Origin of the sequence: Actinosynnema sp. NPDC002837, from assembly GCF_040295345.1 — a bacterium.
Classification (GTDB): domain Bacteria; phylum Actinomycetota; class Actinomycetes; order Mycobacteriales; family Pseudonocardiaceae; genus Actinosynnema.
The window spans coordinates 1-12637 of sequence record NZ_JBEOVG010000100.1 but is presented as its reverse complement, the minus strand read 5'-3'; the positions used below and the strand labels follow the sequence as shown (position 1 = coordinate 12637).

Sequence of the window (12637 nt, the reverse complement as noted above, 5' to 3'; positions counted from 1 at the left end):
CAACGTAGCACTACGCGTTGTAGTAGATGTCGGAGAGGGTCACCGGACCAGGAAGCTCAGCGGGGTCGAGACCAGCACCAGGCCGCCGACCAGGGCGGACCACCGCAGGGCGGTGGGCAGCGGTGGCAGCCCGGCCAGTCGGACCAGCCGTGCCGCCACCGCGACGTCGGCCGCGCCGAGGGCGCCCTCGGGCGGACGCGCCGAGCCGAACCTGCGCAGTGCCGCGGCGAGGGGCTGGGCGCCGTGGCGCAGGCTCGCGCTCTCGTCGGCCCGCATCTCCACCAGCAACGCCACCGCCCGCGCCACCGACCGCACCAGGCGGACCCTCGGCAGCACCGAGCACAACGCGCTGAACGGCAGCAGCACCAGGTCGTGCCGCTCACGCCCGTGCGCGTGCTCGTGGCCGAGCACGGCGTCCACCTGGTCGCGGGTCAACGCGGACAGCGCGCCCGAGCTGAGCACGACGGCCGACCGCGCGCCGGGCACGCAGTAGGCGACCACGTGCGGGTGGTCGAGCACGAACGCGCCGGGCGCGGCGTCGTCACGGCGGGCCACGAGTGCCAGCACGTCGCGGTGCCGCCGCCGCACCCGCAGCACCGAGCCCCACGTCCACAGCAGCCCGATCGCCAGGTCCAACGCGGACAGCAGGCCGAGCACGACCAGCACGGCGAGCGGTGTCACGTCGCCGCGCACCGCGTCGTCCACCCACCGCCCCAACGCCACCGGGATGGGCGCGTCGTAGGGCGCGAGGCCGAGGGCGAGCAGCAGCCCGACCGCGGACAGCGCCCACGACAGGCCGAGCAGCTGCCACAGCAGGATCCCGGTGCGCGGCGCCCGCCACACCCACCGGGCGCGGGCGAGCGGTCCCGCCACCGCCACGCACAGCACGAACGTCGCCGCGAGGTGCAGCGCGGCGTTCACCGCTCGTCCAACGCCTGGCTCAGCGCCTCCGCCTCGGGTGCGGTCATCGACTGCGCGAAGTGCGCCAGGGCCGTCTCCCGGTCGCCGGTCAACGACAACGCGTCGAGCATCAGCCGCGCGACGTACTGCTCGCGGCTGGCCACCGGCGTGTAGTACCAGGCACGGCCCTCGCCTGCCTCGCGGCGGACGAAACCCTTCTTCGCCAACCGGTTCAGCACCGTCATCACGGTCGTGTAGGCGAGGTCGCGGTCGGCGAGCGCGCGGACGACGTCCCGCACCGCGACCGGCTCGTCGCGGTCCCACAGGACGTCCATCGCGGCCCGTTCCAGCTCGCCGAGCCCGGTCACCGCCTGCCTCCACCTGTCACGTGGCGATCGTACGAGTGCGGCGGGTCGGCGCCGCACCAGGTGCGGTGACCGGCACCGCGAAGCACCGGGCAGCGCAGGCCACCGTTCGGGCCGCTCAGGGCCGGCGGAGCAGCCCCCGGTCGTACGCGGTCGCGACGGCGGCGGTGCGGGAGTCCACGCCGAGCTTGCCGTAGACGTGCACCAGGTGCGACTTGACCGTGGCCTGGCTGAGGAAGAGCCTGCTCGCGATCTCGGCGTTCGACAGGCCGCCCGCGACCAGGCCGAGCACCTCGATCTCCCGGGCCGACAACGCCGAGCCCGGTGCGCGCAGCCGGTTCATCAGCCGGTGGGCGACGTCGGGCGCCAACGCGGAACCGCCCGCCGCGGCGGTGCGGACGGCCGCGGCCAACTCCTCCGGCGCGGCGTCCTTGAGCAGGTAGCCCGTGGCGCCCGCCTCGATCGCGGCGACGATGTCGGCGTCGCTGCCGTAGGTGGTCAGCACGAGCACCCGCGGTGCGCCCGGCACGGCGGTGATCGCCGCCGTGGCCTCGGCGCCGTGCATGCCGGAGCCGAACTGGAGGTCCATCAGCACCACGTCCACGCCGGTCTCGGCGGCCAGCCGCACGGCCTGCTCGGCAGTGCGGGCCTCGGCGACCACCTCGAAATCGGCCTCGGTGGCGAGCACCGCGCGCAGCCCGGCGCGCACGACCGGGTGGTCGTCGGCGAGCAGCAGCCGGATCGTCGTGCTCATGGCCGGGGCCCGCCGTCCCGCTCGACGTGGTCGAACCCGACTCCCACCGCGGTGCCGCGACCGGGTGCGGACTCGACGCTGAGCGTGCCGCCGAGCGCCCGCACCCGCGCGCGCATCGCGGTCAACCCGAACCCGCCGCCGACACCGCCGGGGAGCGGCTGCGAGGCCGGGTCGAAGCCCACTCCGTCGTCCACGACGTCCAGCGCGACCCCGGTGTCCATGTAGGACAGGGTGACCTCGGCCCGGCTCGCGCGCGCGTGCCGGACCGTGTTCGCCAGCGCCGACTGCGCGATCCGCAGCAACGCCACCTCGTCGGGCACGGGCAACGCCCCCGGCTCGCCGTCGAGGTGGAAGTGGACCGCCACCCCCGAGTTCGCCGCGGTGGTCGCGCACAGCCTCCGCAACGCCGCCACGAGCGACCCTCCGTCGAGGTCTGGCGGGGTCAGCGCCTGCACGAACCGGCGCGCCTCGGCGAGGTTGCGCTGCGTCTCCTCCCTGGCCAGTCGCACGTGCTCGGCCGCCGTCTCCGCACGTCCGGGCAAGGCCCGTTCGGCGGCGCGCAGCAGCAGCTGGATGCTGGACAGCCCTTGGGCGAGGGTGTCGTGGATCTCGCGGGCTAGCCGTTCCCGCTCCGCCAGCACCCCGGCCGAGTGCTCCGCCTCGGCCAGGTCGGCCCGCGCCGCGGTGAGCTGCTCGATCAGCCGGCGGCGCTGCTCGCTCTCGGCGTACAGGGCCTGGTAGCCGAGCACGGTCGCGACCGCCACCGCAGCGCCCAGCGTCGGCCCGATCACGGCGGCGGCGGTGAGCGCGTGCTGGTGCCAGGCGAACCCCGTGACGGCCAGCACCGTGGTGACCGCGACGGCGGTCAGGCCCCACCGGGTCGGCAGCAGGTGCAGCTGGAGGAAGAACAGGGGGAACGCGACCCAGATCCCGTCCGGCGTCAGCACCAGCAGCACCACCCACACCGCGACCAGCACCGCCAACCACCCGGCGGCGGCCTTGGCCGACCGCGTCACCCCGGGCAGCGCCGGACCGGCCGCGTAGACGGCGGCCAGCACCGCGGTGACGGCGACCACCGAACCCGCCCGCGGCAGCCCCGAAGCGGCGGCGCGCACCGCGGCGAGCACCAGCAGCCCCGCCATCAGCAGGTGCAGGCACACGCGCAGCACCCGCAGCGGCCAGGTCAGGGTGTGCGGTTCCACAACGCCTCCAGGCTAACGACCGCGGCGGCGACGGCATCAACCGAAAGTTCGACTTCGGCTCCGCACTTCGACGCCGCCGAAGCGTGCTCCGGTGCGATGACCCCGCCCGCGCGGCCCGCGAGGGTGGGAACCGAGCCGGGCGGAGGTCCCGGACGTCCGAGGAATGGCAGGCCGACACCGTGTTCGTCGCGTGGAGGGATCTCCGGTTCGCCAAGGGCCGATTCGCCCTGATGGGAACCGTCGTGGTGCTGATGACCCTGCTGGTGGGGCTGTTGTCCGGGCTCACCGCGGGCCTGGCCGGCGACAGCACGTCGGCGATCACCGGGCTGCCCGCCGAGCGGCTGGCCTTCGCCGCACCAGCCGCAGGCGAGTCTCCGTCGTTCACCGACTCCGCGGTTTCGGAGGAGCAGTGGCGGCTGTGGGCGCGGGTGCCCGGTGTCACCTCGGCCGAACCGCTCGGCGTCACCACGACCCGGGCCACCTGCGGGACCGGGGCGACCGCCGCCGTCTCGGCGTTCGGCGTGCGGACCGGCTCGCCCCTGGCGCCGGACGGAGGGAGGCTCACCACCGGGCACGCCGTGCTGTCCACCGGCGCCGCACGGGAGCTGGGCGTCGAGCCCGGCGACACCCTCACCGTGGCCGACGTCCGGCTCGCGGTCGCCGCGGTCGCGGGCGACGCCACCTACAGCCACACCCCCGTGGTGTGGACCGTCCTGGACGATTGGCAGCACCTCGTACCCGGTGACGGCGGGCACGCGACCGTGATCGCGCTGAGCACCACCGGTGACGTCGACGTCGCCGCCGCCGACTCCGCCGCGGGCACCACGACCCTCGCCCGCGCCGACGCGTTGTCCGCCATCGGCTCGTTCACCTCGGAGAACGGGTCCCTGGAACTGATGCGCGCGTTCCTGTTCGCGATCTCGGCCCTGGTCATCGGGGCGTTCTTCACCGTGTGGACCATCCAGCGCTCCGGTGACATCGCGGTGCTCAAGGCGCTCGGCGCCACCACCGGCTACCTGCTGCGCGACGCGCTCGGGCAGGCGCTCGTGCTGCTGACCGGCGGCACCGCGCTCGGCGCGGGCCTCGCCGCCGCCATCGGCGCCGCCGCCGGGGACGCGGTGCCGTTCGTGCTCGACACCTCGACCGTGCTCGTGCCGGCACTGGTGACGATCGCGCTCGGCGCGCTCGGCGCGGCGCTGTCGGTGCGGCGCATTACCGCGGTCGACCCGCTGACCGCCCTGTCCACCCGCTGATCCCACACCTCACCGAACCTGGACCACGCGCATGAGCCTGCGGCTGACCGACATCGTCCTCACCTACCCCGACGGCGACACCCGCCTCACCGCCGTCGACCACGTCGACCTCCACGTGCCCGCCGGCACCGTGACCGCTCTCGTCGGACCGTCGGGGTCCGGCAAGTCGAGCCTGCTCGCGGTCGCCGCCGCCCTGGTCACCCCGGACTCCGGCGAGGTCGTGGTGGACGGCACGACCGCGACCGGCCTGTCCCGGGCCGGGACGACCGCGTTGCGGCGGGAGAAGATCGGGATCGTCTTCCAGCAGCCCAACCTGATCGCGTCGCTGACCGCGTCCGAGCAGCTGGAGGTCATGGCGCACCTCGACGGCCGGCCACCGCGGTCCGCCCGCGGCCGGGCCCGTGAGCTGCTGGCCGCCGTCGGGCTGGCCGACCTGGCCGGACGCCGCCCCCACCAGTGCTCCGGCGGGCAGCGGCAGCGGCTCAACATCGCCCGCGCGCTGATGAACGACCCGGCCGTGCTGCTGGTGGACGAACCCACGAGCGCACTGGACCACGAGCGCGGCGCGGCGGTCATCGAGCTGCTGACCACCCTCACCCACCGCCGCGGCACCGCCACCGTGCTGGTCACGCACGACCGGGCGCACCTGGCCGGGGTCGACCAGGTGGTCGAGATCGTGGACGGCCGGCTGACCTCGCCGGTCCGCCGCTGAGTCGCCCGGGGGGCGGCGGGCCGGCTCACGTGCCGCTGATGTTGACCATCCAGAAGATGCCGAACCGGTCCTGGCAGGAGCCGAACTCGTCGCCCCACATCTGCTTCTCCAGCGGCACGGTGACCGCGCCGCCGTCGGACAGCTTCTCGAAGTAGCCGCGCAGCTCGTCGGCGTCGTCGCCGCTGAGGCTGACGGTGATGTTGTCGCCGGGGTTGTGCGGCATCCCGGGCGGGGTGTCGGCGCCCATCAGCGTGTAGCCGCTCGGCGTCTCGAGCATGCCGTGCATGATCTTCTCCGCCTCCGGCGCGTCGGCCTGGCCGTACTCGCCGAACGTGTTGAGCCGCAGCGTGCCGCCGAAGACCGATTCGTAGAACTCCATCGCCTCGCGCGCGTTGCCCGCGAAGCTGATGTACGGGTTGAGTCGAGAGGTCACCGTGTCCTCCTCGAAGGTCGTACGGGCGGGCCCATCCTGGCAGCACGGGCGACCGTCCGCAGGGGAGAGCACCGGGGGCTACTGGACGTCACCGGTGGTGGCCGAGCGGACCCGGCCGGAGGACAGGTCGCCGGGCGGGATGCCGGGGTGGTGGCCGGTCCGCGCGCCGGGCGTGGGCGCGGACGGTGCGAGCGACAGCTTCGAGACGATCCGGTAGCGGTCGCCGCGGTACAGCGAGTGCACGTACTCGACGGGACGGCCGGTGGTGTCGTTGGTCAGCCGCTCGAACAGCAAGGCGGGCGCGAACACCGGCACGCCGAGCAGTTCCGACTCGGCGTCGTTGGTGACCGTCGGCTCGATGGACTGCACCGCGTCGCTGACGTGCACGCCGTGGTCGGCGAGGCGGTCGTAGAAGTTGCCGGACTCCATGTCCGCCACCGTGAGGCCGGGCGCGACGGCCACCGGGACGTGCAGGTACTCGATCGCCATCGGCGCGCCGTCGACCAGCCGCAGCCGGGCGATGTAGGTGATCTCGGCCGCCGGCGACACGCGCAGCCTGCGGCCGACCCGGGCGCCGGCCGGGATGCGGGCGTGCTCCAGCACCCGGCTGGTCCACGCGCCGCCCGCCTGCGGCACGGTCATCGCGCGGTCGGCCGACACCAGCTCCTGGGTGATCTTGGCGGGCGCGACGAAAGTGCCGCGGCCGTGCTGGCGGATCAGCAGGCCGGTGTTGACCAGTTCGTCCACCGCCGAGCGGAGCGTGGGCCGCGACACCGACAGCTGGGCGCACAGCACCCGTTCGGCCGGGATGGGCGCGCCGGGCGGGTGCGTCTCGATGAGTTCGAGCAGGTAGTCGCGCACCCGTTCGCGCTTGAGGATCGGTTCGGCCATGCAGCCTCGCTTCGTCTTGCCGGTCGTGGACCAGTATGTCAGACCAGTGGTCAGGTCGATAATCTTCAAGACCGAGAGCGCTCTCACCGCTGTGAACTGGGTGTTGACTGTCACATTGGTCTATGCCATCTTCGGGTGGCTCCAGCGGGTTTACCAATTGGTCAGATGAGAGGTGAGACGTGCCGAACCGCTCCGTCGCCTTCGTCCTCGCGTCGTCGCTCGCCCTGTCCGCCTGCGGTTCCGATCCGGGCGCGTCCGGCGGCAAGCAGGAGATCACCGTCTGGCTGATGAAGGACACGGCCACCGACGACCTCGTCAGCCGCTTCGAGACCGAGTTCGAGCGCGACCACCCCGAGCTCGACCTGAAGATCCAGATCCAGGAGTGGAACGGCATCACGCAGAAGGTGACCAGCGCGCTGGCCAGCACCGACCCGCCCGACGTGATCGAGGTCGGCAACACGCAGGTCGCCCAGTACGCGTCCAGCGACGGCGTCACCGACCTGTCCGGCAAGGTCGGCGAGCTCGGCGGCGACGACTGGATCCCCGGCCTCGCCGAGCCGGGCGCGGTGGGCGGCAAGCAGTTCGGCATCCCGTTCTACGCGGCCAACCGGGTCGTCATCTACCGCAAGGACCTGTTCGAGGCGGCCGGCGTGACGCCGCCGAAGACCCGGGACGAGTGGCTGGCCGCCACCCAGAAGCTGGACCAGGGCGACACGCAGGGCATCTACCTGCCCGGCCAGAACTGGTACGTGCTGTCCGGCTTCGTCTGGGACGAGGGCGGCGACCTCGCCAAGCAGGACGGCGGCCGGTGGTCCGGCTCGCTGAACACGCCGCAGGCGCTCGCGGGCGCGGACTTCTACCGGCGGTTGCAGGCGCTGGGCGACGGGCCGAAGGACTCCGACGAGGCCAAGCCGCAGCAGACCGACGTGGTCGCGGGCGGCCAGGTCGCGCAGTTCATCGCGGTGCCCGGCGCGGCGAAGCTCGTCGCCAAGGCCAACCCCGCGCTGGCCGACCAGCTCGGCTTCTTCCCCATCCCCGGCAAGACCGCGGCCACGCCGGGCGCGGTGTTCACCGGCGGCTCGGACCTGATCATCCCGCTCGCCTCGACCCGCCAGGACGGCGCGTACGCCGTGGTCAAGGCGCTGGCCGGGGAGAAGTGGCAGGTCGAGCTGGCCAAGGCGATGAACTACGTGCCGAACCGGACGTCGCTCGCGGACGCGGTCGGCGACGACCCCGGCGCGGCGGCGATGGCGGCCGGCGCGGTCAACGGGCGCGCCACGCCGAACTCGCCGAACTGGGCGGCGGTCGAGGCGCGCAACCCGATCAAGGAGTTCCTGACCGCCGTGCTGACCGGCGCCGATCCGGCGTCCGCCGCGGCCGAGGCGGACGAGGTCATCACCCAGGCGCTCAACTCGGGCGCCTAGCGATGACGACGACGTTGACGCGGGCGGTCGAGCGCCGCCCGCCACCGTCCCCTCCCCCGCCGCGCCGCACGTCCTGGTGGCCCTACCTGCTGATCGCGCCGACCGTGCTGGCCACCGGGTTCCTGCTGCTGTACCCGCTGGTGCGCAACGTGGTCATCTCGGTGCAGGAGTTCGGCCTGCCACAGCTGGTGCGCGGGAACGCGCGGTTCGTCGGCCCGGCGAACTACGCGCGGGTGCTGGCGGATCCGGAGTTCTGGGCCGTGGTGCGGCGGACGCTGGTGTTCACCGCGATCAACGTCGTGCTGATCATGGTGCTGTCCACCCTGGTCGCCCTGCTGCTGGTGCGGCTCGGGAAGTGGACGCGGCTGCTGGTGATGTCCGGGCTCGTGCTGGTGTGGGCGACGCCGGTGATCGCGGCGACCACCGTGTTCCAGTGGCTGTTCCAGTCCCGGCTCGGGGTGGTCAACTGGGCGTTGGTCGGACTGGGGTTCGAGGGCTACCGCGACTACACGTGGTTCGCCGACGGTCCCGCCACGTTCGCCATCCTGGTGGCGCTGATCGTGTGGCAGTCCGTGCCGTTCGCGGCGCTGTCGCTGTACGCGGCGATGGTGACGATCCCGTCGGAGCTGTACGAGGCGGCGCGGATGGACGGCGCGGGTGCGTGGCGGGTGTTCGCCGCCATCACGTTCCCGATGCTGCGGGCCATGTTCGGCCTGATCACGTGCCTGGAAGTGATCTGGGTGGTCAAGGCGTTCGTGCAGATCTGGGTCATCTCCCAGGGCGGGCCGGGGCAGGCGACCACGACGTTGCCGGTGTACGCGTTCCAGGTCGCGCAGTCGTTGCAGCGCTACGACCTCGGCGCGGCGGTGTCGATGCTCATGGTGCTGCTGCTCGTGCTGGTGCTGCTGGCGTACTTCCGGCAGATGTACCGGCAGGAGGAGGCCTCGTGACGGGCCGGGTGCTGCGCGGTGTCGCGGCGGTGGTCGTGTTCGTGGTGTCGGTGTTCCCGGTGTACTGGATGGTGCTGACGGCGTTCAAGCCCACGCGCGACATCCAAGCGGAGACGCCGACGTTCCTGCCGCTGTCGCTGACGGTCGAGCACTTCGGCACGGCGGTGTCGGCGCAGGGGTTCTGGTCGTTCTGGCGCAACAGCGTCCTCGTCGCCGGCGGCGCGGTGCTGCTGTCGCTGGTGGTGGCGCTGCTGGCGGCGTTCGCGGTGGCGCGGCTGCGGTGGAAGGGGCGGCGCGGGTTCATCCTGATGGTGTTCGTCGCGCAGATGACGCCGTGGGAGGCGCTGCTCATCCCGATCTACGTGATCGCGCGGGACACCGGGATGCTCGACACGCTCTGGATGCTCACGCTGGTCTACTTCATGATCACGCTGCCGTTCACCGTCGTGACGCTGCGCGGGTTCCTCGCCGCCATCCCGGTCGACCTGGAGGAGGCGGCGCTGGTGGACGGGTGCTCGCGGGCGCAGGCGTTCCGGCGGGTGGTGTTCCCGCTGCTCGCGCCGGGTCTGCTGGCGACCTCGCTGTTCGGGTTCATCACCGCGTGGAACGAGTTCGCCTTCGCCAACGTGCTGATCATCAAGGACCAGGACGACCGCACGCTGCCCGTGTGGCTCTCGTCGTTCAGCAACACGTTCGGCACGGACTGGGGCGCGACCATGGCCGCCTCGACGCTGTTCATGCTGCCGGTGCTGGTGGTGTTCCTCGTGCTCCAGGGCCGGGTGACCACCGGGATCGTCGGCGGCGCGGTCAAGGGCTGACGTTCGTTGGAGGTACTCGTGATCGTGCCACGACCGACCCGGCTGATCCGGCGGCACGGCCGGTTCGCGCTCGACCGCGACACGGCGATCCGGGCCACGCCCGGCGCCCGGGGCGCGGCCCGGCTGCTGCGCGCGCTGCTGCGCCCGGCGACCGGCCTGCCGTTGCCGCTGCACGAGGACGGCCGGGTCGTGCTCGCGTTGGACGAGCGGCTGGTCGGGCTCGGCGACGAGGGCTACGCGCTGACCGTGAACGAGCACGCGGTAATGTTGCGCGCGGCGACGCGCCACGGGCTGGCGCACGGCGTGCAGACGATCCGGCAGCTGGTGTCGCCCACGGCGTTGGGCTCGCGGCCGGTGTCCGGTGTGGACTGGACGGTGCCCGGCGTGGACGTCCGTGACTCGCCGCGGCTGCCGTGGCGGGGTGTGCTGCTGGACGTGGCGCGGCACTTCCAGCCGGTCGGCGTGGTGCGCCGGTTCGTCGACCTGATGGCGGTGCACAAGCTGAACGTGCTGCACCTGCACCTGACCGATGACCAGGGCTGGCGGATGCCGGTGCCGCGCCACCCGCGGTTGACCACGGTCGGCGGGTGGCGCGCGGAGAGCATGGGCGACGGCGTGCCGCACGGTGGTTCGTACACGCGCGCGGAGCTGGCCGGGCTGGTGTCCTACGCCGACGAACGCGGCATCCGGATCGTGCCGGAGATCGAGATGCCCGGTCACGCCCGCGCCGCGCTCGCCGCCTACCCGCACCTGGGCAACTTCCCCCGGCGGCGGTTGCCGGTCTGGACGCGGTGGGGCGTCAGCGACGAGGTGTTCGGCGTGGACGACGCCGTGCTGGAGTTCTGCCGGGACGTGCTGGACGAGGTGATCGAGGTGTTCCCCGGCCGGCACGTGCACCTCGGCGGCGACGAGTGCCCGACCTCGGAGTGGGAGTCCAGCCCCGGCGCGTCACGGCGGGTCCGGCGGGAAGGGCTGGCCGGGCCGCACGAGCTGCACGGCTGGTTCCTGCGCGCGATGGCCGACCACGTGGCGGGGCGCGGGCGCACGCCGGTGTCGTGGGAGCCGATCGGCGACCCGCGCGTGGTGGTGATGCCGTGGCGTGACGCGGCGGACGCGCGAACCGCGTTGGACCTCGGGCACGACGTGGTGATGACGCCGCACCGGTCGACCTACCTGGACTACCCGCAGTCCGCCGACCCCGACGAGCCCGCCGGGCAGCCCGGCCTGGTGGTGACCGCGCGGAACGTCTACGACCTGCCGCTGCCGGACGGCGTGCTCGGCGCCCAGTGCGCGCTGTGGACGGAGTACGTGCCGACCGCGCACCACCTGGAACGGCTGGCGTACCCCCGGCTGGCGGCGCTGGCCGACACGCTCTGGGCGCAACGCCCGTCCTGGACCGACTTCACCGAACGGATGCGCGCGCACACCGGCCGCCTGAGCGCGCTGTCCGTGCCCCTGTCGAGGAAGGAGGACGACGCCCGCTCCCCTGTCCCACCCTGCTGACTTGAGGAGAGAACCGAAGTGCACGCACGCATGATCGCCGCGATCGGAGCCGCCGCGGTGTCCGTCGCCGCGCTGGTGGCCGCCCCGATGGCGTTGGCCGCCGACGTGGTCACCGCCCAGTACCGGACCAGCGCGTCCGGTGCGACGACCGACCAGGTCGAACCGTGGTTGAAGCTGGTCAACACCGGCGGCACGACCGTGCCGCTGAGCGAGTTGAAGGTCCGCTACTACTTCAAGAGCGAGACGCCGGACGTCGGCTACCGCTTCGCGTGCTCGTGGGCGGTGCGCGGGTGCGGCAACGTCACCGGCACGTTCGGCACGCTGACCGGCGGTCCGGCCGACCGGTACCTGGAGGTCGGGTTCACCTCGGGCGCGGGCTCGCTCGCGCCCGGCGCCGACAGCGGTGACCTGCAACTGCGGTTCTACCGGTCGAACTGGGGGCCGATCACCCAGTCCGACGACTACTCGTTCCGCTCGGCGAGCACCTACTCGGCGTGGTCGAAGGTGACCGTGCACCGGGGCGCGACCCTGCTGTGGGGCACTTCTCCCGGCGGCACCGGTCCCACCACGACCACCACGACGACGAACCCGCCGAACCCGAACGGCCCGGCGTTGTTCGACGACTTCAACTACACGGGCTCCGGCGACTCGCGGATCTCCCAGCGCGGCTGGACGGTCCGCTCCGGTGGCGGCGGGCCCGGCGTGCCGGGCGCGGTGTGGGACCCGGCGATGGTGACGTTCCCGACCGTGGACGGCCAGAAGTCGATGCGGCTGGAGTCGTCCAACAACGGCTCGTCCGCGCGGCAGACCGAGCTGTACCACCAGCGGAAGTTCTTCGAGGGCACGTACGCGGCGCGGGTGAAGTTCTCCGACGCGCCGGTCTACGGCCCCGACGGCGACCACGTGGTGCAGACGTTCTTCACCATCACGCCGCTGAACAGCAACCTGGACCCGAACTACGGCGAGCTGGACTTCGAGTACCTGCCCAACGGCGGGTGGGGCGAGCCGGCCAACATCATGTACGAGACGACCTGGGAGACCTACCAGAACGAGCCCTGGATCGCCGACAACGTCCACACCGAACAGCGGCAGAGCTACGCCGGCTGGCACGACCTGGTGATCCAGGTGTCCGGCGGCCGGGTGAAGTACTTCATCGACGGCGCGCAGGTGGCCGACCACGGTGACAAGTACTACCCGGAGACCCCGATGTCGCTCAACTTCAACCTGTGGTTCATCTCCGGCGGCCTGGCGGGCGCGCCCGGCGACCGCGCGTACCAGCAGCACGTGGACTACGTGTACTTCGCCAAGGACCAGGTGCTCAGCCCGGCCCAGGTGCAGTCCCGCGTCGCCGGCTACCGCACGTCCGGCGTGGACCACGTCGACACGGTGCCCGCGAGCTGAAACCGGCCCCGGGCCAGGCGGCGTCGTCGCC

13 protein-coding genes are annotated in these 12637 nt (G+C 72.7%); 7 read left to right on the top strand and 6 right to left on the bottom strand.

All coding sequences use genetic code 11. The features are described 5' to 3' along the window. Positions 1 to 39: 39 nt before the first annotated feature. The 4 genes from ABTZ99_RS38450 to ABTZ99_RS38435 form a co-directional block, all read right to left on the bottom strand. On the bottom strand, positions 40 to 921 hold the full coding sequence (locus ABTZ99_RS38450) for a M56 family metallopeptidase (protein ID WP_499617999.1): 882 nt from the start codon (positions 919 to 921) through the stop codon (positions 40 to 42). Further along, positions 918 to 1235, bottom strand: a complete 318-nt coding sequence (locus tag ABTZ99_RS38445; RefSeq protein ID WP_230568554.1) for a BlaI/MecI/CopY family transcriptional regulator — start codon at positions 1233 to 1235, stop codon at positions 918 to 920. Before ABTZ99_RS38445 ends, ABTZ99_RS38450 begins: the two co-directional genes overlap by 4 nt. A gap of 148 nt (positions 1236 to 1383) precedes the next feature. Beyond that, the gene (locus tag ABTZ99_RS38440) at positions 1384 to 2019 is read right to left on the bottom strand and encodes a response regulator (RefSeq protein ID WP_499617998.1); all 636 of its coding nucleotides are present in this window, start codon (positions 2017 to 2019) and stop codon (positions 1384 to 1386) included. Continuing rightward, the gene (locus ABTZ99_RS38435; RefSeq protein WP_499617997.1) at positions 2016 to 3221 is read right to left on the bottom strand and encodes a sensor histidine kinase; all 1206 of its coding nucleotides are present in this window, start codon (positions 3219 to 3221) and stop codon (positions 2016 to 2018) included. Before ABTZ99_RS38435 ends, ABTZ99_RS38440 begins: the two co-directional genes overlap by 4 nt. Before the next feature lie 179 nt (positions 3222 to 3400). On the opposite strand from ABTZ99_RS38435, the gene ABTZ99_RS38430 reads away from it, so the two are divergent. Continuing rightward, the gene (locus tag ABTZ99_RS38430; protein WP_499617996.1) at positions 3401 to 4474 is read left to right on the top strand and encodes an ABC transporter permease; all 1074 of its coding nucleotides are present in this window, start codon (positions 3401 to 3403) and stop codon (positions 4472 to 4474) included. A 31-nt stretch (positions 4475 to 4505) separates the two neighbouring features. Then, a complete protein-coding gene (locus ABTZ99_RS38425; protein ID WP_499617995.1) occupies positions 4506 to 5186 on the top strand; it encodes an ABC transporter ATP-binding protein in 681 nt (226 codons plus the stop codon). Between the two features lie 25 nt (positions 5187 to 5211). On the opposite strand, the gene ABTZ99_RS38420 is transcribed toward ABTZ99_RS38425, so the two are convergent. Together ABTZ99_RS38420 and ABTZ99_RS38415 are read right to left on the bottom strand one after the other, a co-directional pair. Further along, a complete protein-coding gene (locus ABTZ99_RS38420) occupies positions 5212 to 5619 on the bottom strand; it encodes a VOC family protein (protein ID WP_498779025.1) in 408 nt (135 codons plus the stop codon). A gap of 78 nt (positions 5620 to 5697) precedes the next feature. Next, positions 5698 to 6510, bottom strand: coding sequence for a GntR family transcriptional regulator (locus tag ABTZ99_RS38415; RefSeq protein ID WP_499617994.1), 813 nt, complete (start codon positions 6508 to 6510; stop codon positions 5698 to 5700). A 179-nt stretch (positions 6511 to 6689) separates the two neighbouring features. Between ABTZ99_RS38415 and ABTZ99_RS38410 the strand changes: the two genes are divergently transcribed. Genes ABTZ99_RS38410 through ABTZ99_RS38390 form a run of 5 tightly spaced genes read left to right on the top strand, consistent with a single transcriptional unit; the run spans position 6690 to position 12606 of the window. After that, complete coding sequence (locus tag ABTZ99_RS38410; protein WP_498779026.1) at positions 6690 to 7934, top strand: extracellular solute-binding protein; 1245 nt, start codon at positions 6690 to 6692, stop codon at positions 7932 to 7934. Between the two features lie 2 nt (positions 7935 to 7936). Beyond that, positions 7937 to 8884, top strand: a complete 948-nt coding sequence (locus ABTZ99_RS38405) for a carbohydrate ABC transporter permease (protein ID WP_499617993.1) — start codon at positions 7937 to 7939, stop codon at positions 8882 to 8884. Then, entirely contained in the window at positions 8881 to 9702 is an 822-nt protein-coding gene (locus ABTZ99_RS38400; protein WP_498779029.1) for a carbohydrate ABC transporter permease, read from the top strand. Before ABTZ99_RS38405 ends, ABTZ99_RS38400 begins: the two co-directional genes overlap by 4 nt. Positions 9703 to 9720: 18 nt before the next feature. Next, the gene (locus ABTZ99_RS38395; RefSeq protein ID WP_499617992.1) at positions 9721 to 11205 is read left to right on the top strand and encodes a beta-N-acetylhexosaminidase; all 1485 of its coding nucleotides are present in this window, start codon (positions 9721 to 9723) and stop codon (positions 11203 to 11205) included. A gap of 18 nt (positions 11206 to 11223) precedes the next feature. Continuing rightward, entirely contained in the window at positions 11224 to 12606 is a 1383-nt protein-coding gene (locus ABTZ99_RS38390) for a cellulose binding domain-containing protein (RefSeq protein ID WP_498779033.1), read from the top strand. Positions 12607 to 12637: the final 31 nt, after the last annotated feature.

What these genes read in the sequence shown, in the direction of transcription:
- ABTZ99_RS38405 (WP_499617993.1), top strand. Translation starts at nt 7,937, where the DNA reads ATGACGACGACGTTGACGCGGGCGGTCGAGCGCCGCCCGCCACCGTCC.
- ABTZ99_RS38415 (WP_499617994.1), bottom strand. Translation starts at nt 6,510, where the DNA reads ATGGCCGAACCGATCCTCAAGCGCGAACGGGTGCGCGACTACCTGCTC.
- ABTZ99_RS38445 (WP_230568554.1), bottom strand. Translation starts at nt 1,235, where the DNA reads ATGGACGTCCTGTGGGACCGCGACGAGCCGGTCGCGGTGCGGGACGTC.
- ABTZ99_RS38425 (WP_499617995.1), top strand. Translation starts at nt 4,506, where the DNA reads ATGAGCCTGCGGCTGACCGACATCGTCCTCACCTACCCCGACGGCGAC.
- ABTZ99_RS38440 (WP_499617998.1), bottom strand. Translation starts at nt 2,019, where the DNA reads ATGAGCACGACGATCCGGCTGCTGCTCGCCGACGACCACCCGGTCGTG.